The sequence below is a fragment of the Nostoc sp. genome, assembly GCF_036917535.1.
Lineage (GTDB): Bacteria > Cyanobacteriota > Cyanobacteriia > Cyanobacteriales > Nostocaceae > Nostoc.
In genome coordinates this window covers 18063-40766 of sequence record NZ_JBALDA010000063.1, presented here as the reverse complement: position 1 = coordinate 40766, position 22704 = coordinate 18063, and the positions used below count along the sequence as shown (strand labels likewise).

The 22704-nt window shown below is 41.4% G+C and carries 16 protein-coding genes; 6 read left to right on the top strand and 10 right to left on the bottom strand.

The window, feature by feature from the left end; all coding sequences use genetic code 11:
- The first annotated feature begins 307 nt into the window (after nt 1-307).
- Nucleotides 308-1588, top strand: a complete 1281-nt coding sequence (locus tag V7K56_RS20545) for a glycosyltransferase (RefSeq protein ID WP_334913049.1) — start codon at nt 308-310, stop codon at nt 1586-1588.
- Nucleotides 1589-1675: 87 nt separating this feature from the next.
- Complete coding sequence (locus tag V7K56_RS20540) at nt 1676-1942, top strand: hypothetical protein (RefSeq protein ID WP_334913047.1); 267 nt, start codon at nt 1676-1678, stop codon at nt 1940-1942.
- A gap of 249 nt (nt 1943-2191) precedes the next feature.
- Here the strand turns inward: V7K56_RS20540 and V7K56_RS20535 are convergent, their stop codons facing one another.
- From V7K56_RS20535 to V7K56_RS20520, 4 genes are all read right to left on the bottom strand, one after another.
- The gene (locus V7K56_RS20535; RefSeq protein ID WP_334913046.1) at nt 2192-3469 is read right to left on the bottom strand and encodes an FAD-dependent oxidoreductase; all 1278 of its coding nucleotides are present in this window, start codon (nt 3467-3469) and stop codon (nt 2192-2194) included.
- 405 nt (nt 3470-3874) lie between these two features.
- Nucleotides 3875-4153 carry a hypothetical protein gene (locus V7K56_RS20530; RefSeq protein WP_334913044.1) on the bottom strand — a complete coding sequence of 93 codons (279 nt, stop codon included), beginning with the start codon at nt 4151-4153 and terminating at the stop codon, nt 3875-3877.
- Nucleotides 4150-4389 (bottom strand): hypothetical protein, encoded by a 240-nt coding sequence (locus V7K56_RS20525; protein ID WP_334913041.1) that lies wholly within the window; start codon nt 4387-4389, stop codon nt 4150-4152. Before V7K56_RS20525 ends, V7K56_RS20530 begins: the two co-directional genes overlap by 4 nt.
- 245 nt (nt 4390-4634) lie before the next feature.
- Nucleotides 4635-5036 carry a hypothetical protein gene (locus V7K56_RS20520; protein WP_334913039.1) on the bottom strand — a complete coding sequence of 134 codons (402 nt, stop codon included), beginning with the start codon at nt 5034-5036 and terminating at the stop codon, nt 4635-4637.
- A gap of 473 nt (nt 5037-5509) precedes the next feature.
- On the opposite strand from V7K56_RS20520, the gene V7K56_RS20515 reads away from it, so the two are divergent.
- From V7K56_RS20515 to V7K56_RS20505, 3 genes are all read left to right on the top strand, one after another.
- Nucleotides 5510-6895, top strand: a complete 1386-nt coding sequence (locus V7K56_RS20515; protein WP_334913037.1) for an NB-ARC domain-containing protein — start codon at nt 5510-5512, stop codon at nt 6893-6895.
- A complete protein-coding gene (locus tag V7K56_RS20510; RefSeq protein WP_334913035.1) occupies nt 6868-9129 on the top strand; it encodes a pentapeptide repeat-containing protein in 2262 nt (753 codons plus the stop codon). The genes V7K56_RS20515 and V7K56_RS20510 overlap by 28 nt, the downstream gene beginning before the upstream one ends.
- A gap of 101 nt (nt 9130-9230) precedes the next feature.
- Nucleotides 9231-10919 carry a B12-binding domain-containing radical SAM protein gene (locus V7K56_RS20505; RefSeq protein WP_334913033.1) on the top strand — a complete coding sequence of 563 codons (1689 nt, stop codon included), beginning with the start codon at nt 9231-9233 and terminating at the stop codon, nt 10917-10919.
- A 328-nt stretch (nt 10920-11247) separates the two neighbouring features.
- Here V7K56_RS20505 and V7K56_RS20500 read toward each other — a convergent pair whose 3' ends face one another.
- The 6 genes from V7K56_RS20500 to V7K56_RS20475 form a co-directional block, all read right to left on the bottom strand.
- Nucleotides 11248-11772, bottom strand: coding sequence for a DUF2085 domain-containing protein (locus tag V7K56_RS20500; RefSeq protein WP_334913032.1), 525 nt, complete (start codon nt 11770-11772; stop codon nt 11248-11250).
- 33 nt (nt 11773-11805) lie between these two features.
- Nucleotides 11806-13917, bottom strand: coding sequence for a bifunctional arginine dihydrolase/ornithine cyclodeaminase (gene argZ / locus V7K56_RS20495; protein ID WP_334913030.1), 2112 nt, complete (start codon nt 13915-13917; stop codon nt 11806-11808).
- A 419-nt stretch (nt 13918-14336) separates the two neighbouring features.
- Nucleotides 14337-16010 carry a DUF1565 domain-containing protein gene (locus tag V7K56_RS20490; RefSeq protein WP_334913028.1) on the bottom strand — a complete coding sequence of 558 codons (1674 nt, stop codon included), beginning with the start codon at nt 16008-16010 and terminating at the stop codon, nt 14337-14339.
- A 131-nt stretch (nt 16011-16141) separates the two neighbouring features.
- Nucleotides 16142-16288: a hypothetical protein gene (locus V7K56_RS20485; RefSeq protein WP_334913026.1), complete on the bottom strand. Its 147-nt coding sequence runs from the start codon at nt 16286-16288 to the stop codon at nt 16142-16144.
- Between the two features lie 116 nt (nt 16289-16404).
- The gene (locus V7K56_RS20480) at nt 16405-17325 is read right to left on the bottom strand and encodes a helix-turn-helix domain-containing protein (protein ID WP_334913024.1); all 921 of its coding nucleotides are present in this window, start codon (nt 17323-17325) and stop codon (nt 16405-16407) included.
- Between the two features lie 15 nt (nt 17326-17340).
- Entirely contained in the window at nt 17341-18234 is an 894-nt protein-coding gene (locus V7K56_RS20475) for an NmrA family NAD(P)-binding protein (protein ID WP_334913022.1), read from the bottom strand.
- Between the two features lie 462 nt (nt 18235-18696).
- Between V7K56_RS20475 and V7K56_RS20470 the strand changes: the two genes are divergently transcribed.
- On the top strand, nt 18697-22431 hold the full coding sequence (locus V7K56_RS20470) for an EAL domain-containing protein (RefSeq protein ID WP_334913019.1): 3735 nt from the start codon (nt 18697-18699) through the stop codon (nt 22429-22431).
- Nucleotides 22432-22704 lie beyond the last annotated feature (273 nt).

Here is a 22704-nt window from a genome sequence, read left to right as displayed (position 1 = left end):
ACCTTTGTAAACATATACGTTTTTACTTGTTAATTACCAAAACGTATTTATATTTTTGACAAGGGTTTAGACAAATATATTAAGGGGAATTTTGACTTGAGTATTTTGGATGTTTTGATAGTTTAAATCCAGATTGACAAACATCCGCTTAAAAATCGACAATTTCAGCTATTTGACAATGCGTAAATCCTTAGTCTAACTGTATTAGTGGGAATTTCTGAGCTAAATAATCAGGATGTTCATCAAACATTTGCTGCGTAAATCCTAAGTTAACAACCAGCAATTTTGTGAAATATTCCCCTTTATTATGACTAAGCAAAAACTTCGCATTGCACTGTTTACAGGGTTGTACGCTCCTTTCTTGACTGGTGTTTCCGTTGCAGTTCACCAACGAGTTCGTTGGTTGCTAGAACAGGGACATGAGGTTTTTTTAATCCATCCCCAAATCAACGATCACTACCCCAAAAATGTTGGCGATCGCCCCATGCCAGGTTTAGAGGAAATTCAATCTTTCCCCAATTTTTCTGCTTACGCATTCCCTACAGAACCACTGATATTCTACAAGTCTCTTCCTCAACCGTTGAACTATCGGCACTGGAGCGATACCAAGTTGCTGGAGAAATTCCAGCCTGATATTATCGTGGTTGAAGAAGCAGCGCAAATGAGAGGTTTATACTCATTTTTCTTGCAAGGTTATGGTCGCCCTATCGGCACTCAATATGCAAAACGAACAGGGACACCAATAATATCACTCTTCCATACAGATATCGTTGCCTATATCAAATATTACTTTGGAGAGCGGTTCTTCAGTTTGATTCGTCCCATTATTCCCGTTTTAGTCAAGCAATTTAGTGAGTCTTATGACTTCAATTACTTCTCTTCTAAAGAACAACTGACTAAATACGAAGAATTGAAATGCCAACGCGCTGAATACGTCGCTTATCAAGGTATCGATTGCGAAAAATTTCACCCGCGAAACATTTGTTACGATCCAATTCCCAACGATAACCGACCAACTCTTTTGTTTGTCGGACGCATCACACCTGAAAAGAATGTCAACCAATTACTTGATATATTTCCAGTCATAGCTGCCAAAATTCCTGATGTCCATCTGGTGATTGTTGGTAGTGGCCCGCTAGATAAAGAGATCCGTGAGCGTGCTAAAAAGTTTGGAGCGGGTATTACTGTATGGGGTGAATCTCACGGTACAGAACTTCTAGGTTGGTTTGCTAGAGCAGATATTTTTGTCAATCCCTCCGTCACCGAGAACTTCTGCACGACAAATAACGAAGCGCTAGCGTCGGGAACCCCTCTGGTTGCTGTTGTTGCACCGTCAACCTCAGAACAGGTATTTCCTGGTCGTAACGGTTTCCTCGCCCAACCTAACAATCCTACAGATTTCGCCCAAAAGGTAATTGCAATTCTAGAAAATCCCAGTTTGAAAGCAGATATGACTAGAAACGCTCGCCCTTCCATACTTGATTTTGATTGGTCAGCGTGTATGCAGAAATTTGAACACAAACTTTACCAAATCATTGAAGGAGCGCAGAAGGTGGAAGTAAGTACAACCAGTATAAGACCACAGTGATAAAAAATATGGCGATCGCTAGTATTTACAGTATTAGCGATCGCTAAATAGTTATAGCACATTACTAGCTGATGCTAATATCGTGATATGCACCATAAAGAAGACAGTTCGTATTTTTATGTGCGTGTCCCTGCACGAGTTTTAGGATGTCTATGTGCTGGTGAAATTACCATTATTCTATTTCCTGGGCATGGGTTAGTGCTAACAGAACCAATCCAAACCTATCTCATTCCTGAAAAATTGAGAATGCCCAATAGTGAGTTTGATGTGTTGTTCAAACATCCTGGGCGAAAGATGATCCGAATCTTACAACACAACGAATTCTGTCCAGAAATTGATGCAAGTTATGAGTGAAGTTCAACTTATTTCAAGCACTTGATACAAATGATTTGTCTCTAACTCTTTCCCCCTGCTGCCTATTTGTATCAACCTGAAAGTCAAATGGTATTATCCCTTAACGATTATGGTAGGGTTCAAGCTTTCAAATTCGTTATTGTGTATTAACTAAGACAGTCAGAAGGTACGATTCTTTAACGAAAGAATGAGGTTATAGCCTTAGCAACAACAATATTATCAATCCACCGACAATTGCTTGGAACAACTTTATTTTGCCACTTTGGGTGGATTTGAAAGCAGTTTCTTAGCAAGCCAGATCCAAAATTTATTTTCGTGGAGTACTTGCACATAGCTAGCATCCACTTGATTGAGGCGAGCAAAGATGGTTGGTTGTCTGAGTAGAACAACCCATAGCAACGTGATGACTTTGTAGAGAAACCCCAGCCAACGGTGGTAAAAGATTAATGCAATCAGTCCAAGATCAGAAGCAGCATGACCTTCTTCGACTTGTTGAGCAGAAAACTGAGGTAACACAAGCGACAATTGATCGCCGTGCTCCCTAAGCAATGAGCCAAGGACAGCTGCATCTTTAATCGCTGCGGTGCAACCTTGTCCCAAAAGGCTGAACATAGAGTGTGCAGCGTCCCCTATCAATACTACCTGACCTTGCAAGTCATGATAGTAGCGACATCGACTCCAATATTCATGCCCCGGTTGGGCTGCCAGGAATGCCGCAGCTTGATCTTTATTAAGTTTAGGTGCTGGCAAGTTTTTTGGGAGCATCTCCTGCAATAACTGCTCTAATTCCTCTGGGCTTGTAATTCCATAAGGATTAATCTGATCGCTGCTGCCTACTGGTTGCCAGAAAATCAGTGCAGTCAAATCGCCATCTTTTCGCGGTAAGCAGCCACCAAAAACAAGCCCAAATTGAGTGTTTCGCTTTTGAAGTCGAATGATACGAGGTGGAGATTGTTGTAGTTCTGGTGGCATCGAGAGTTGCAGTACTTTCCACAGATGCGGTCGTTGGAACTGTTGAAAATCGATTTCGTCTGGTTTTGAAAGCATTAAGGCATTTCGGATGGTCGAGTTAATCCCGTCTGCCCCCACTAGTAGATCATATACTACTGTTTCATGACCAGACTCTCTCTCAATCACGACCTCACGACGCGCCAGATCGACATCCACGACTGGAACGTTAAAATTTACAGATAGCCGTGAACTTTCATCAGAGGTTCGATTGCCATAACGCGTCAGTAGCTGTACAAGTAAAGCACACAGATCGCGACGTGGAATTAAAATAAGTCCGCCGGCAGTCAATTCTACCCCTTGAGAGACTAACTTCTCTTGTAACCCTTCAATACTGTTCAACCATTGCTGTACTTTTGTGCCTAATCCCAAGCCGAATCCTCGACTGTCTGCATACTCTAAATCAGTAGGATTTTGGTTAGAGTCATATAGTTGTACCGTATAGTTTCGGCTAAGGGCGAGTAATCGATGGGCTAAGAATAGACCAGCTGGGCCTGCACCAATAATTACAATATTCATATAAACGTGAGTTCGACGAGTTGGTTACTGAATTGGCATTCTAATATTGTAAATACCAGAAATACTAGCGATCGCTAATTAGTGACTTTGAGTTTGACTAAGGCTGTTAGTCCAATGGTCTGGAGTTTAGACTAGTTCGCGGTGCAAAACTCAGAAGGCTCATTCTATAAAGCCTAAAAACCAAGGTTTTAGTTCCTGGAAACATCTTAAATCCGTATCCTTATTTTTTGGAAATTTAGTTTCGCACCGGAAACTACGACTAAATGGTGGAAAAAAGCGGTCAGCCCTATTTCGGCGGAAATAGGGCTGACCATGTTGCTGGGAGAATAAATAGTCAGGTGAAAAAAGGACAAGTTTTAGGTAATTGCTAGGATTTGAGAAAAACTTGTCCATCTCAATTTGGACTTACTCTTTTGGTTTACCTTTAGATTTGTGAGAGCCAAAACTGTAGACCATTGCTATTTTCACGAGATCGAAATAAGCAGGATGATTATCTTTATTGACAATTGCTAAAGATATCGAGCCTGCAACTAAGATCACCAAAATTGGTGAGAGTGTTTCACCATTGATGCCGTTACCTTTATCTGACATGATATGACCTCCTGTACCTGTAATTTGAAGCCTTTGGCTGAATGGAAATAAACCAAAGGCTTTATTTGAAGCAACACCGTAAATTTGTATCAACGCCAAGACTCAAAAATCATGGCGATCGCAAACAAACAAAATAACGAGACTGCAACTCGTCCAAACCAGATCCAGACACTAATAGATAGCAGGATTTGAACGAGAGAGAAAGCGCCGAAAACGTGAAACACAATCAAAGCGATCGCAAAACCAACCAAAGTCAACATAAAATACTTCAATCCTCTTCCAGTCAAAGTTAAAAGCGGATTTTGGTTGTCTTTGTGATTAGTTTTCATACTTTTTTTCCTATCTTCAGATGAGAGTTGAGCAAGAGACTTTTTATCATGTTTGTTACTGTTCATAGAACTTACTCCGGGAAAAAAAACCTAAGCAAAAAGCCGGGTGTGTAAGAATACACCACCGGCTTGTAAACTTCTCATTTATCAAAAGCCAAATGTCTTCAGAAAATAGATATTGAATTTAATGACTTCACCAAGCTAGCAGTCTTCTTAACTGTAGATAGCTGTGGCGATGTGGTGCGTTATTTCCGATTGTGGAAATGCCTACAAGCTATCCAAGTTTCAAGAATGTGTTCGTGTAATTGTTGGATTTCTTGCAGTTCTTCTTGACTCAACTTGTGACGGTGGCTAATATGACCACTCAGTTCTACGATCGCTTCGTATTTCCCCTTTTTACTAGAAATAGTTAACTGGCCGTGTTGAGTTTCCGACAAGGTTTCAATCAGCAGAATGCTCATGTGAGAAAAGACTAACGGTAACTCAACTGCATACAAGTGTTTGGGTTTTCCTAAAATTTCTGGGCTGCCTCTTTCTTGTGGTTTCAATGTAGGTAAGGTTTCTGAGGATTGTCCTTCTATTTTCAAGACGGTTTTGATGGTGTTAGAACTCCTGATAAAGTCTGGCAGTCGTGAGAAGCTAGTCATGTTAGTTCCCCCTAATGTTGGCTGTTGAGTTTAGACCTATATTTGTATCTCACATATAGATACTTATGTATAAGATAAGCATATCTACTTTAAAAAAGCAAGCCTTTACAAGGAATATTTTTTAATAAACATCCAATCTTGTAAATATATATATAGTTTTGCCGAGAATTTATCTCACGTAGATATAAAAAGTTATACTGTAAGTAGGTTTTTATACAAAAAAGATTTTAATTAGATGGTTTTACCCGACAAAAATAGACTATATTTTTATTTTTTGGGATAAAAATATAGCAAGACACTGAGTAAAAACTGAAATAGCATAGCTAGCAAATTGTGTAGTTACTGTAAAATCTACCAAAATGCTAAATAAAGCTCTTTTCTAAACTTGAGAGTCATGCTATAAAAAAATATTCTCACATACTGATAACTCAAATATATTGTGTGGAGCTGAGATTGTGTGGAGCTTAGATGAGATGAACAGCGCAGCTGATATGCCTTTGGTTCCTGATGATTTCATTACAGGAGTCGCCAATAGTCGTGGTGTGACGAAAGCAGAGCTAGATGCCTTATTGTTAGCATTAAAAAATTCTTCTGGTGCGGAAATTGCCAAGAAACTGGAGATTTCTCAAGCGGCGGTGAGAAAAAGATTAGGAGAAAGCTACCGCAAATTAGGTATAGAAGGGAGCGGTAATAAAAAAATTTATAACCTGAAACAGAAGCTATATGCTCAGTACCAAGGTACTTATGAAAACGTGATTTCTGCAAAAGAAGACTGGGGTGAAGCAGTCGATGTAGACGGTTTTCGGGGTCGAGATGGAGAAATTCAAAATTTAGAGGAATGGATAGTCGGTAATGATCCACTGCGGTGTCGGTTAGTAGCAGTGTTGGGAATGGGTGGAATTGGTAAGACTGTGATCGCGGCTAAAGTTGCCAAAAAAGTCCAGCCGCAGTTTGATTATCTGATTTGGCGATCACTCCGTAATACCCCATCATTAGATGACATTCTCACCCAACTTTTACGTTTTTTACCTAATGATTCAGAAGATTACTTAACAGGTAGTGAAAATGACAAAATACTGTCACTAATTGATACTTTAAGAAAATATCGATGCCTAGTGATTTTAGATAATGTCGAATCAGTGCTACGTAGTGGCGAAGGCAAAACTGAAGAATGGGCTGGTGAATATGAACCTGGATATGAAAACTATGGCTACTTTTTTAAAAAGGTGGCAGAAGCATCACATAATAGTTGTTTATTACTAACTAGTCGGGAAAAACCAAAAGAAGTAGCTGCCTTAGAAGGTAAAAATCTGCCAGTTAAAGTTTTGCAATTATCTAGCCTGAATTTAGAAGAAGCTAGAGAAATTTTGCAGGATAAAGGATGCGATTGTACTGACGAACAATTGCAAGAACTAGTCACAAGATATTCTGGCAATCCTTTAGCTTTAAAGATAGTCGCCACTACAGTTTATGGCTTATTTAGCAATAACATTACAGAGTTTTTAAAAGAAATTCAGGAAGCAAACGCTGTCTACGGAGATATTCGCACGCTTTTAGATACGCAATTTAAACGCTTGTCAGAATTGGAAAAACAAGTGATGTATCGGCTAGCGCTTCATCGGGAATATGTTTCTCTGACACAACTGAAAAATGATTTCAAAACCACAGATACCGAGTCCAAAATACTGGAAGTTGTTGAATCATTGTTACGGCGATCGCTAATTGAAAAAGAACCAACCGCCAGCAGATTCCGCCAGCAATCTGTGGTGATGGAATATATCAGTAAACGCCACATCGAACAGTTTGCTGATGAATTGAGCGAAAAAAAAAATTGGACTTTATTAACGCCCACCCTTTAATCCAGGTGCGATCACTTGATTATATCCGGCATACACAAGAACGGCTAATACTAGAACCCGTTAAGCAAAAGCTAATCAAAGCTTTTGGTACAACAACACAACTAGAATCTTATTTACGGCGAATGCTTGCGACTTTACAGCAAGAGCCGCCCCCAAATCAAGGTTATGCAGCTGGTAACTTCATAAATCTACTGCGACAACTCCAGATAGATAAATCCCAGCACGATTTTGAGATTAATTTAAGCGGGCGTGATTTTTCTGGTCTGACTATTTGGCAAGCTTATCTCAAAGGTGTCAACTTACAAGACACTAGCTTTGCCAATGCTGATTTAACTGGTTCCGTATTCACAGAAACCATGTCTAGTATCGTTTCTGTGAGATTCAGTCCTGATGGCAAATTGTTTGCTACAGGTTTAATGACCGGAGAAATTAGGCTATGGCGCACTTCTGATACTAAACAACTTCGCATTTATACAGGCCATAGTGGCTGGGTTTGGGCTTTTGCTTTTAGCCCAGAGAGTAAACTCCTCGCCAGTGGTAGTGCTGACTACACAATTAAAATCTGGGATGTGCAAACAGGCGAATGTTTGCACACACTCAAAGAACATACCAACAAAGTTTACTCAGTAACTTTTAGTCCAGATGGTGCTTTTTTAGCTAGTGGCAGTGAAGACCAAACTATTAAAATCTGGGATATTGCTACAGGAATTTGCCAACAAACACTCCTTGGTCATGATGGTTGGGTGTGGTCAGTTACCTTCAGACCGTCTACAACTACTAACAATAGTCCTTTAATTGCCAGTGGCAGTGCCGACCACAAAATTAAGCTGTGGGATATCAACACAGGTAGATGCTTGAAAACCCTGAATGGTCATAGCAGTGATGTTCTTTCTGTAGCCTTCAGTCCTGATGGGCAAATACTAGCCAGCGGTAGTAGAGACCTCACCCTGAGACTGTGGGACGCAAACACAGGTAAATGCAAGGAAATATTGCAAGGACATAGTAAAAAAGTTTACTCAGTAAGATTTAGTCCCGATGGGCAAACCCTGGCCAGTGGTAGTGAAGACAGAACTATTAAACTCTGGGATATCCAACGGGCTGAATGTTTGAAAACCTTACAAGGTCATTATAGCCAGGTGTGGGCGATCGCCTTTAGTCCAGATGGCCGCACTTTGATCAGTTGCAGTGACGATCAAACAGCTAGGCTGTGGGATGTAAATACAGGTAATTGCCTGAATGTGTTGCAAGGATATACCCGTGATGTCTATTCAGTAAAATTTAGTCCCAATAGTCAAATCCTGGCCAGTGGAAGGGATGACTACACCATTAGTCTGTGGAACTTACAAACAGGAGAATACCACATTCTCAGAGAACATCAAGGACGGATTCGTTCTGTAGCCTTTCATCCCAACGGGCAAATACTCGCTAGTGGTAGTGCTGACAATACTATCAAACTTTGGGACATCACAGACATTCGCCACAGCAAATGCATTCAAACCCTCACAGGACACAGTAACTGGGTGTGGACAGTTGCTTTTAGTCCTGATGGGCAAACCCTAGTCAGTAGTAGCGAAGACCGCAGCATTCGCATCTGGGACATCTCTAACGGTGAGTGCCTGAAAAAAATTAAAGGACATAGCCATTGGGTGTGGACAGTGGCGTTTCATCCTGATGGTCATACTCTGGCAAGTGGTAGCGCTGACAGTCAAATTAAGCTTTGGGATGTTGCCACCGGAAAATGTATCCAAACTTTCACAGACCATAAAGACATGATTTGGTCAGTAGCATTTAGTCCAGATAGGCAACTTTTAGCCAGTGGCAGCGAAGACCAAACTGTAAAGTTATGGAATCTTAGCACAGGCGAATGTATTCAAACTTTAACAGAGCACGATCAACAAGTCTACTCAGTGGCATTTAGTCCCAATGGGCGAATTTTAGCTAGTGCTGGTGCTGATACTACGGTCATTCTCTGGGAAGTTAGCACAGGTGAGTGTCTAGAAACCCTGAAATTGGGACATACAGCAGCGATTCGTTCTCTAGCTTTTACTCCCGATGGCAAGTTATTGGCTAGTGGCGGCGAAGACGAAAAGATTCAACTGTGGGATATGCAAAATTGTAGTCGATGGCGATCGCTTAAACCGGATCGCTTGTACGAACGCATGGATATTAGCGGTACCACAGGCTTGACCGATGCTGAAAAAGCTTCTTTAAAAATGTTGGGTGCTGTTGAATAGACTCTGAGCTATCGCTCCAACCAACCTACTATAAGCAGGGCATCACTTTCAATTACCAGGGTATTACACCATCAAAAAACAGTAATTTTAGGCGTGTAATAGTGTTAATATCTCAAACTAAAAGTCAACAAACATTCGCTCATATTAATTCAATTAAAATTTTATTGATTGGCGAATTTATCAAACACAGAAGTTTTAATGGTGCAAACAAAGCCTTGCCAGTTTTAGCTTCTAGTTTAGTTAATGCTGGATTTAGTCAAGTTGTACAACTAGATTTAGAACGTCTTGATTTGAGTATTAATAATGTTTTAAATGAAATTATAAATGTTGATTTAATTATATTTGCTGGTTGTTTGACAACTCAATGGCCCGAAATTGACGAGCATAGTAGAAAAATTTTTGCACAGCTTCAGAAACATGGCAGGGAAACCGTGCCAATTTTAGTTGGTGGTTATGCAACTAAAAGTGTTGAAGATATTGCCTGCATTACACCTTGGATTACAGCCTTTTGTAATGGTGAGGGGGAAGAATCAATTGTAGAAATTGCTCATGCCGTTGCCAGAGGCACTTTCTATGAAGAGATGAAATACTTGCCGGGATTGTGTTTCATGAATCAAAACGGTAAATTTCATCGCGTTACTCCTGACGATAGTAGAAATGCCATTTTTCATTCTGCCATTGCACCAAGAATCAATAATTTTGATGATATTGACCAAAATTTTGGTTTCATTCATATACCACAAGTACATGATATGAATATTTTTAAATTTTCAGATGGAAGGCAATTAAAAACAGCCCAACTATTTACTCAGCGAGGATGTCCTTGGGCATGTTATTTCTGTAATAAAAGTAGCGAAAGTAATAATGTTGTGAGATTAAGCGAAGCCTCATTTCGGAGGCAATTAAAGCAATTAAAGGAACGTAATTATGAAGCAGTTTATTTAGATGTCGATACTTTTACAGTTCACGATAAAGCTGCAAAAAGGGAAGCAGAGATTCTGAGAGAAGAAGGATTTGTTTGGGGTTCAAATACTAGAATTGATAAAATCAACTACGAACAGATGCGTTATTTAGTAGAACATAACTGTGTGTATATGTTTTTTGGGGTTGAGCATACGTTACCAGAAGTGTCATTAGCCAGCCATAAATTTAATGGCTCTGTTGCCAGTCAAATTAAGCAAGCATTTGATTATCCAGCCAAGATTGCCAAAGTTTTTCAAGATATGAATAAAGCTGGATTACCTAGTAGTTATTTTTTGATTTTGGGATTACCAAAAGCTCAACTAAACGACGATAAAACTGATATTATCGGTTATGAACCGACGACTTTTGCAGACGATATCCAGGCAATTAACTTTGGCATCGAAAAGTGCAACCCAGATTTTTTAAATTTTAATGTTCTACGATTTATGCCTGGGAGTATAGCTGCTGATACGGTTGGTGATTGCAGCTATTCCTGTGTACGTCCGTCAGGAAAACGGCCAATTACTGCTGGATACTTTTTACCACGATCTGTCAAGCATTATGACTACCCCCAATCCCAAGAACACGGTGTTTACCGACTGTGTGAATCAGTTAGCAAATATCAACCTATTACAACTGCTATGAATCCCCAACGGGTTTACGATACTATCTTCTACACAATGCACTTGATTAATACTAAGATTGATAGAGGTGATAAAGCTACAAAGTTATTTATTGATAGAGACTTACTTGCTTTAGGTTTAGTTAATCAAGATGAACGGGGAAAATATGCAATCGCACCCTTAGAAGATTTTGCCAATATTTAAGCAGTTGGGCAAAATTAAATTCATTTTTTTGCTTGCTTTAGTCTAGTTCCCGATGCGAAACTCAGAAGGCTCATTCTATAAAGCCTAAAAACCTTGGTTTTAGTTCCTGGAAGTATCTTAAATCCGTATCCTTATTTTTTGGAAATTTAGTTTTGCACCGCGAACTAGTCTAAACTCCAGAATGGTGCGATCGCATTAAAATTGCATTTTTGTATTTGTATCGCCGTGCTATCTAAATGCAACCTGCTGCAATGCAATTATTTTAACTTACAATACGATTGTTTTAACTTACAAAAATTAATCCACTCTACAAGTTGTTCGAGCAAATTTACAATTGGGTCAAGCTAGTTTTAGCACCCTGCCACCCATGCAAGATTGGCATAGTAAACAATCCCCACGCCAAACCTGTAATTAACCCAAAAGGTGTAACCAGATAGTTATTAAAACTCCACAAACCAAAAACCTGTGCTGCTAATTCCAAAGGATAAGCCATCATTAGCACAGTTGCGATCGCTGCACCACTCCAGCCATACTGACTTAACCAGTAAAATCCCTTACCACCAGTTACGCTATACAACAGACGAGTAATTAGCAAACCCGTCACAGTGCCATAGCAGCGCATACACACAGCCATAATAAACGGTGGTGCTAAATCTAACCCCATAGCTGGTTGCGGACAGACATGATTACCCATGAAATAAATGATGTCCGCAATCCCAGGAAGCAAAGACACTCCAGACGCAGCCAAAAAGGGAGCGATAGGCGGGCCAAAAACCATCCCTACCAACAAGAAATCAGCAATTAAACTCACCCAATTAATCTGCAACTTTTCATTGAAAGCTACTCTTGTCATCTCCCTTTCTCTGCGCCTCTGCGGTTTATTTTCTTAACGTACCTTATTTACATAAGGACTTGTTAACTTATCCAACTGCTGAATCAACAAACTGAGGAACAAACCTACATCTGTCACCACACCCACAGATTCTACAGAACCGCGATCGCTTAACTTTGTCACTACAGCTGGATTAATATCTACACATACCATTTTCACACCAGCCGGAGTCATATTACCCACCCCAATAGAGTGCAGCATCGATGACAGCATCAAAATCATCTCTGCACCTTCTAGGAGTTTGGCATATTGCTCCTGTGCTTGAATCAAATCCATTTGGGTATCAGGTAAAGGCCCGTCATCCCGAATCGAACCCGCAAGCACAAAAGGTATATTATTGTGGACACATTCATACATCACGCCACTTTTAATTGCTCCCGCCTCCACAGCTTTCGGAATACTGCCATAACGGCGGATACTATTAATTACCTTCAGGTGATGGCGATGTCCACCATGCACAGCGACACCCCGCTTCATATCTACACCCAAGGAAGTGCCCATGATATTTTGCTCGATGTCGTGAACTGCAATCGCATTTCCACCCAGCAGCGCCTGTACATATCCTTCCCGAATTAGTTGCGCCAGGTGTTCGCCGCCACCAGTGTGAATTACCACAGGGCCAGCCGTGACAACTACTTTACCACCAGCATCACGGATTTTACGCAATTCCCAAGCCACTTGTTCAACGACTAATTCCACCCGTCGTTCGCTGGAAACTCCTGCCGACATAAAGCTGAATTCTTGGGTACTGCGGAGTTCCCGCGATTCAGTTTTGCGGATGGTGCGGATACCTAAAACGTCTACAATTACCTGTTCGCCAACTTTTAAATCGCGAAGGATTTTACACCGAGCAACAAAACCTGTGGGAGTTTCAGTAATAGCAATTGCACCATCCATCCGCTGATTTTCTACCTTCACCCACTGACTATTAATTCGCACTTCGGTGGGATAAATTGTACTAACGTAGAAATCATCGGGCGCAACGCCATCTTGAATCACAGGCTCTAGTTTGGCATCTCGCTCATCATGGGGTAAATCTACAGCACCCAAATCAATCAATCGGGAGATGATTTCTTCCATCACCTCATGGGACGGTGCTGAAACTCTCACCTCCGCGGCTGAGGTACTTTGGCGTTGTTCTCCCAAGTTGAAATTCAGGACTTTGAAACTTCCCCCAGCATCTATAATCAAATCCAAAGCACGGTTAATTAAGCCAGCATCTAGCAAATGTCCTTCCATGCGAATGACGCGGCTTTCTACCGAGACATTGGCATGAATTTCATCCCTAACTGGTTCTGTAACCCGCAAAGTTAAGCATTTAGCTGCACCACCAGCTTTGAGAAATTCCGTAAGTGGTGTTTCCAGCACTTGGAAACCTGCATCCTGAAGGCGGGTTTTCAAAGCATCACTCGTCTTGTTCATGATGACGATGCTATCCACATTCACCGCATTACAAGCGAAGTTGACTGCCTCAGCTTCTTCTATTGCGATGCGCTTTTCTGATGCAACTCGCATTTCAATTAAGCGGTTGGAGTAAGAATCAAAAGCGCCGGGATAGTATAGCAAATAGCCATTTGCTAAGGGACAAAAACAGGTATCTAGGTGATAAAAACGTTCATCTATTAATCGCAGGGATAACACCTCAATATCCAGCCATTTAGCTAGATAAGGGTGAGAATCTAATTCCGAGCGGAAACCGTATCCCGCCCATAACCAGCGTCCTTCTCGATCCAGCAGTGCGTCTCCTGCTCCCTCAAAGGGCAAATCTTTGGGAAGTTCATTGACTGTATAACCATTTGCCTCAAACCATTGCTTGAAGAAAGGCTCCTCTCCCTGACGTTCTTTGTGCAAAAAGCGACTGAGGACGACATTATCGCCCAGAACTAAGCCAGCGTTGGCAGTAAAAACCAAATCAGGCCAGCCTTTTTCAGGTGGTACTAAATCTACAATCGCGTGTTCTTTGAGGATTTGATGTAGTCCCTGCCACTGTTCTACGGCGCGATCGCGCGATGATTTGTGAATATTCCCTTCCATCCAAGGATTAATCACATAGTCTACGTCATAGTGGTCAGGAGGGCACATTAAAAAGCGAATCCGGGAAGTCATAAAAATCTTACAAGCGTTTTGTATGCTACAAGCTTACTTTGAATACAGACTTTTGTTTTTCTACAGGCAAAATCTGCTACTAAAGTTTCTATCTTTTGATAGTTGAAGACTTTGCAAAGGCTTCAACTATCAATTCTATGGTATAATCCCAATTCAAAATTAAGAAAGCCTAATTTAATTTAGGTTTCCAAGAAAGTGGGGCAAGTAAAAACATCATTAAAAGTAGCAAATATTGGTAGCGATTGCCTCGTGATGTGGAAAAAGCGATCATTCTAGGCTGGATTTGCCTAGACAGTGATGAAGTTTCTGGGAGTCAAAGGTTGAGGTATTGACTCCAGTAAGGGTTGCTAAAAGTTCCCAAAACTGTCGTAGGCTAACCAATACAGTTCAGTTAGGCTTTTTTTCTCCCCCTGCCTCCCTCAAGCAGTCACTATATAAGACGAATTGATCGCTGCTACACGACCAGCATCTACCAAAGCTTGATACACTATAGCTGCTACCTCAGCACGTGTAGCATCGCGGGTAGGATTGAGTTGTTTCAGATTTGGGTAATTGATGATAATTTCCTTGTCTATAGCTTTTGCCACCTCATCCTTGGCATATTCAGGAATCTTGGCTTGATCATCGAAAACTTTGATAGTTGCCGTACCATTGCTAGATAACCCCAGTCCATTCACTAAAGAGACAATCACTTGCACGCGCTGGATATTTTTGTTGGGACTAAATGTATTGTCGGGAAAACCAGAGAGAAATAAACCTTGATATGCCTGCTGAATTACCTTGGATGCCCAGAAGTCTGCTGGTACATCTTTGAATTTGATCGCTGCACGGTTTGATTGTGGGTTGAAAGCTTTTACCAGTATTGCGGCGTATTGTGCCCGTGTCATCGTCGCATCAGGTTTAAATGTGCGATCAGGAAAACCATTAACTATCCCCAATTTGACTAATTCCCGAATAAACCCACCTGCCCAATGATTCGCAATATCGGTTAATTCAATAGTGGGTGTTGGCGTTGGAGTTGATGTTGGTGTTGGAGTTGGCGTTGGAGTTGATGTTGGCGTTGGAGTTGATGTTGGCGTTGGAGTTGATGTTGGTGTTGGAGTTGGCGTTGGAGTTGATGTTGGCGTTGGAGTTGGCGTTGGAGTTGATGTTGGAGTTGGAGTTGGAGTTGGAGTTGGCGTTGGAGTTGGAGTTGGTGTTGGAGTTGGTGTTGGGGTTGGAATCGAACTATCTGCAAACTCTATGTTTCCGGTAACTTTAGACGCATCTATTTTATTTCCTAGAGAAATCAGCTTGTTGGAACTGACATTTTGCAAATCAAATTTACCGTTATTGCGTAGAGTATTGCCCCCTGGATTATTGGTACTGCCGATATCCGGTAGAGCAGTTCCAATCACTGTGATACCATCATCAGTGTTATTTTCACTGACATTATTACGCAATACGGGACGGGCGCTACCAGAGATGACAATCCCAGAACGGTTTTCATAAATTCTGTTATCTCGAAGGATGGGTGATGCAGTATCACTAATGGCAATGCCAAAACCTGTTTTGAAGTAGGTATTATTTTCAATTTGACCTTTAGAATTTTTAGCGATCGCAATTCCATTAGCTGCATTCTCACTGAACACATTACCTAAAACAACTGGATTAGCATCGCCTGTAGCAAATACTCCCTCCCGCTTATTGTTGATGAAGGTGCTATTAGCAACAGTAGGGGCAGTTGATTCAATCCAAACACCACTACCACGACTAGCCAAATTTGTTACAGTCACTCCTCGGAGTTCAGCTTTATCTAGCAGTACAAAAGTGACATTCTGACCAGCAAAAGTACGGCTCAGATAGCTGCCACTTCCTTCAATCAAAATGCCATTGCCTTTATTGGTTTCATTACCCACAATTGTTACGCCAGACGGAATCGTTAACGGAAAGACTTCACCGCTAGCAGCATTGTAATTACCATTTGCCAGTTGAATCTTGGTATTAACAGTAGCTACCTTGAGGGCTTGCGTAATAGTTTTGAAGGGGGCTTGTTGAGTACCTAAGTTGGTATTGCTGCCTGATACTGGATTTACGTAAAAAGTTTGAGCCATATTTATACTTTCATAAAATACATAGCTATCCTAACGCTAACTATGAAAGTAAGTAGTATTTGATGCATTAAGTAACTTTAAGTACTTCTGACTGCAAAGTTAAAAAATTATGTGGATGCTTTTGGGTTTCACTAGTACTCAACTAATCCAAAAGGATGGGAATTGAAGTTCTCCGTATGATGTCGAATTTGGCGATACAAGTTTTTTTGATTTGCTTTAACTGCGATCGCATAGTCATTGCCACCATCAATAATTAGCTTGCAAGTTTTTTTTGGCAATGTAGAGCATCTAAACTGAAAACGACACCCTCAATATCTATTGAAGAAGAATTCAGAGTTCTCACTTTATCATCTACCGTTCCTCTTTTTGCAACACAACCGTCAATTCTGACAGTCTAACTAAACGAGTTTCTAAATTGGAGTGGCGAGACGCTTGTCTTATTCTTAAATAATTTATTAAACGACTGCGGATGTTCAAAACCGAGCCGATACGCGATTTCGCTGACTGAAAGCGATGTTGTGGATAACGATTCTTTGGCTTTTTCGATTAATTTATTGTGAATATGCTGTTGGGCGTTTTGTCCCGTCAGCGTTCTTAACATATCGCTTAAATAATTCGGCGATACGTTTAATTTATCGGCAATATATTTGACGGTTGGAATTCCCGATTGTAATTCATTTTGTCTGTCAAAATACTCGTTTAATAAATCCTCCAGTTTCACCAACAAATCACTGCTCGCTTTTTTGCGGGTGATAAATTGCCGATGATAAAATCTATTTGAATAATTAAGCAGTAATTCAAGTTGTGAAACAATCACATCCTGACTAAAGTTATCAATATTGGAACGATATTCCTGCTCCATATTTTTGATAAGATCGTTTATGATTGCTTCTTCTTTTTCCGAGAGATGCAAAGCTTCATTGACCGAATAGTTGAAATACTCGTATCGCTTGATCGTTTTGGCTAGCGATGTATTCCATAAAAAGTCAGGATGGATTAGTAGTGACCATCCCCTACGCTTTGATGCTGCATCTTTATCAATCTCCACTCCGAAAACCTGACCGGGCGACATAAAAAACATTACGCCTTCATCAAAATCATACTCCTGCTGACCGTATTTATATTTAGTGTTCGGTGTTCTTTTGAGCGCGATTGCGTAGAAATCAAAGACAAGATTTATTAATTCTTGGGGAGGCGTATATTTAATGGATTCTAAGTTAATCACGCTGATTAAAGGATGCTCAGGTTTAGGAAGCTCCAGCATCCGATGATATTCAGTAATCGTTTTGAATCTACGCGGTTGTGTGTTTGTCATCTCGCAATGTAATTATTACTGGTTGTAAGCAGCCGCAAAATCTTTTGCAAAATCTTTCAGCTTTACTTTACCCAATATTGGTCTATGGCGGAAATAGTCTTCATACAATCTGCCGCCACGCCTAGCAGCATTCATTTCCATAAAACCCTGTGCAGTTTGCGGTTTCATTCCTGATTCCAATAGACCATTTAAAAATTGTTCGTCGGAAATTTCCAGCCATTTGAGATCAGAATTTCCGATGGCTTCGCCCAGAATTTCAGCGATTTCGTTTGGCGAAACTTCATCGCTTGCAATATAACGAATTTCTTTACCATTAAAAGGTTTTTCAATTTCTTCAGCAATCACGGCAGCAATATCTAAAGGGGAGACCCACGGTTCTTTTTCATCGCCGCGATAGTTGCCGACAATCGCGCCTTGTGACTTGATAGTTTGGATAAAAGTATACATGTAAGTGTAAAAACCGACTGGGCGCACGAATTTAATAAAGACCTCTTGCGGCAGCTCTGTTAAAATATTTTCGACATTGTAATGAAACCGGAGCAAGCCAACTCCTTTGTCAGCACCGATGCTGCTCAGATGCACGACACGTTTTACGCCCGATTGTTCGATGGCTTGTTTGTAGTTTTTGCCAATCTCGGTGATAGCCGCGATCACATCAACATTCGGGTCGAAGAAAGCATCGGGGGCAAGCGATTCCATCACATAAACGACATCTGCGCCTTTAAAAGTCGCTGACAGAAAGCCAGCGTCTTCCATTGTGCCAATGGCAGCTTTTGCGCCCAGAGCTTCAATATCTTTCTGCCTTTGGGCTTTGCTGCTGATAACCGTCACCTGATGCCCTTTTTTCACTAACTCTTGTGTCAGTGGTTTACTAATATTTCCTAAAGAACCTGTGACTATAACTTTCATAAATATTTACTCACAAACTATTTCTAAGTTGAAATTTGAATTTCTCTATTTATGGTAAATAATTTTTTATTTTTAAAGTTAGCCGAATCATCGGTAATTGTATCCAAAATGTAGAATTTTGCTGCTTAACTAATTGTTTCAAACAAATTCTCAATTATTTTCTACCGAAAATCGAAAACGTCTCTGTCATCAAGAGTAAACTTAGTCCCCTTGTCTCCCCTCTCTCAAGGGTAGGTATTTTTTTGCAAGTCTCTTTACCAGATTATGTAGTGTTGTAATAAATAGCACAGCAATTTTTATGTGGCATACTTGGCGAAGATGGAACTTTTGCCATTATGGAGTAAGCCAATTATGATTGAGTATCCGCGATGCTTATGGCGACAAGCTACTTAATACTGAATAATTTTTTGTAGTATAAATAACTAAGATTTAGAGCAAACAACTTGTTTTTGAAATAACGTGATGCTGGATTTTGGGAAAAGCCTTTTTGGTTATGAACAGTTTATTCCCCACGGTGATTGCTATCTTTGGAAACCGGAATTAATGGTGTTCCATATTGTATCTGACAGCTTAATTGCCCTTGCTTATTATTCTACTATTCCGATCGCGCTACTTTATTTTGTCCGCAAGCGCCAAGATTTACCCTTTAACTGGATATTTCTACTATTTGCAACATTTATTGTTATTTGTGGCACTACCCACCTTATGGAGATTTGGACGCTTTGGTATCCAACTTATTGGTTGAGTGGTTGCCTTAAAGCTATTACAGCCATAATTTCACTGTACACAGCTTGTGAACTTATACGTTTGATACCAAAAGCACTTGCTCTACCCAGTTCTGCACTGCTGGAGGCAGCCAATCGAGAACTGAAGGGGGAAATTAGCGATATCTACGACGAGTTTCTCTACGAAACGCTACGCGTAGCTTGCTTCTTTGAAGGAGTACGCTTACGCAAACAGGCAGAACTTGCACTACAAGAGCGGGAAGCTCTATTGCGGCGAATTGACGATAATCTGCCCAATGGGGCAATTTATAAGATAATCCGCGAATTTGATGGTAGCGATCGCTTTTCTTATATCAGCGCGGGGATTGAAGAACTAATGGAAGTCAGGGCAGAAGATGCACTGAAGGATTCAAGTTTGCTCTATCGCCAGTTTATCCCAGAAGACGTACCACTTTTCCAGGCAGCAGTCGAGGAATCTCGGCGGCATCTGTCGGTGTTTGATATACAACTGCGAATCCAAACACCCAGTGCTCAGATGAAATGGTTACATTTTCGTTCCACACCACGCCAGTTGCAGGATGGTCGTGTGGTTTGGGATGGGCTGGTAGTGGATATCACTGACTTCAAATGTGTTGAAGAAACACTACGCAAGAGTGAAGCCTTGTTTAAAGAATCTCAGCGAGTTGCTCGTCTCGGTAATTGGGAGTTTGAACTTGCCACTGGCAAAATTACCTGGTCAAAGCAGCTATTTGACCTTTTTAATCGAGATCCCGCACTGCTTGAGCCGAACTACCAAGAAAATCTGCAACTGTTTTGGGCAGAAGACGCAGGAAAATTAGCCCAAGCAATTGAGCAGGCAATGTCAACTGGGGAATCCTACAAACTCATTCTGCGCGCATCTCAAACTTACGGGTCTACTATTTATATCGAGGAGATTGGACATGCAGAATTCAACGCGGATGGAAAAGTAATTCGCCTCTATGGGACTGCCCAAGATGTTACAGAACGGCAAGTCGCACTCAACGAATGCAAACAAGTCGAGGAAGAACTCCAACGCAGTGAAACGCTGCTAGCTACTGCTCAAAAGATTGCCCATCTGGGCAGTTGGGAATGGTACTTAGAGTCTCAAAAACAAATTTGGTCAGCCGAAACCTTTTGCATCTTTGGTTTAAATCCTACTCAATTAGCACCGACACAGTCTGCATTTCTCCAGATGCTTCACCCAGAAGACCGACCAGTGTTGCAGAGGCATCTCCTACAAGCGATCGCCAATGGCAATCCTTTCAATCTTGAATATCGCATTGTCCGACCTGATGGCTCATTGCGCTACCTGGAATCGAGAGCAGAGGTAGCTTATGATACTCAAGGTAAGACTATTAGACTGTATGGAGCTATTCTAGACATCACAGAACGCAAGCAAGCAGAAATAGCTCTCAAACAAAGCGAGATTCGCTACCGTGCGATTGTAGAAGATCAGACTGAACTCATTACCCGATATTTACCAGATGGTATGCTCACCTTTGTCAATCAAGCTTTTGCAGTTTATTTTGGGCGATCGCCAGAGGAATTGATTGGCACCTGCTATCAACCGATTGTCTTTGAAGCAGATCGCGAGCGAGTTGCTCAATTAATAGCTTCAATGAGTAGTGATAATCCTGTAGTCATCATTGAGAATCGCGTAGTTCTGGAAGATGGGATGCGTTGGACTCAGTGGCATAACCGAATGCTGTTTGACGAGCAAGGATGCTTTATAGAATTTCAATCGGTAGGACGGGATATCACAGTTCTCAAGCAAATCGAAGAAACACTTTTTCAAGAAAAAGAATTAGCTCAGGTGACGTTGCAATCGATTGGAGATGCAGTGATTACCACAGATGTGTTTGGCAGGATTCAATATCTCAATCCGGTTGCAGAATCTCTGATTGGATATAGTCAAGCATCGGTACAAGGGTTGCCGTTAGTAGAAGTTTTGAGAATTGTGCATGAAACGACACGGGAGCCAGTTCAGAACCCAATTGAGCAAGCATTAGAGGAAAATCGAATTGTAAGTTTAGCAAACCATACCGTCTTAATTGCTCAAAATGCTCAAGAGATTGTGATTGAAGATTCAGCTGCGCCGATTCGCAATCGTGAAGGACAAGTTATTGGCGCCGTTATGGTGTTTCATGACGTGACTCAGAATCGCCAACTTGCACTTCAGCTATCCTGGCAGGCAACCCATGATGCCTTAACCGGATTGGTGAATCGCCAGGAGTTTGAGCGGCGGGTTGAACATGCATTGACCCTTTCCAAGTTAGACTACCAGGTTCATGCGTTGTGCTATTTGGATCTTGATCGCTTCAAAATTGTCAATGATACCTGTGGTCATCTGGCTGGAGACGAATTACTGCGTCAAATTACTGTCCTATTGCAGGAGAAGATTCGGAAAACTGACACACTGGCACGGTTAGGGGGCGATGAATTTGGAATATTGCTCAATCAGTGTATGCCCAAGCAAGCTTTACGAGTTGCCAATGAACTGCGTGAGTGTGTTCAAGAGTTCCGGTTTGTTTGGCAAGAGCAGGTATTCTCAATTGGAGTAAGTATCGGCTTGGTTGGTATCGACACGAATAGCGAGAGCCTTACAGAAATTATCAGTACGGCTGATGCAGCTTGCTATACCGCGAAGAACCGGGGGCGCAACCGCGTATACCTTGCTGAGACTGACGACCAAGAGCGACTGCAACAGCGTGGCCAGATGCAGTGGGTCAGTCGTATTTCTAAAGCTTTGGAAAACAATTGGTTTTGTCTCTATGCTCAAAAGATTGCCGCTATTACTCCGAGCGATCAAAACGGCGACCACTATGAAGTGCTGCTGCGGCTGCGGGATGAGCAGGGAAATTTAGTGCTGCCAATGGCGTTTATTCCAGCAGCAGAACGCTACAACTTGATGCACCTGATTGATCGCTGGGTGATTCGGACTCTGTTCAAAAATTGGCTAACGCTCGGTGGCGATGAACAAAGCATCTATGCGATTAACCTCTCTGGCTCTAGCATCAACGACGATCAATTCATTGACTTCTTGTATGAGCAGTTTACCCTATACCCCATCTCACCCCAACGCATTTGCTTTGAGATTACCGAAACTGTAGCGATCGCCAACCTGATCAAAGCTAGGCAGTTTATTCAGTCGCTTCAACAGATGGGCTGTCGCTTCGCATTAGATGATTTTGGGGTAGGGATGTCATCCTTTGCCTATCTCAAGTATCTGCCTGTGGATTATCTCAAAATTGACGGCAGCTTTATTCGTAACATTGTCGAGAATCCTGTGGATGATGCGATCGTCACAGCAATCACGCGAATTAGCAGTGTAATGGGTATTCAGACGATTGCTGAATTTGTAGAGAATGAGGCGATTTTAGAGCGAATTACAGCACTAGGAATTGATTACGCACAGGGATATGGCATTGCACTACCTTGCCCATTAGGCTAGTACCGCTGCGCGGAAGTCAAAAATCAAAAGTCAAAAGGAGCCAGTGCGTTGGGCGGCTCTGCCGACTTGAAGCAACTGGCGTTCAAAAGTTTTATGGAATTAAGCTCTAAAGAGCTTTTCAATGGTCTGCTTATTTACGCCGTGCTGTACTAGGCAGGGGGCAGATGGTCACTTCGACTATGCTCAGTGACCACTTGCCTCCTGCCTCAAAACCTATAGCTTTGTACTTCATGCAAAAGAAAACTGCTGTATATTGAGTCAATAGCGATCGCC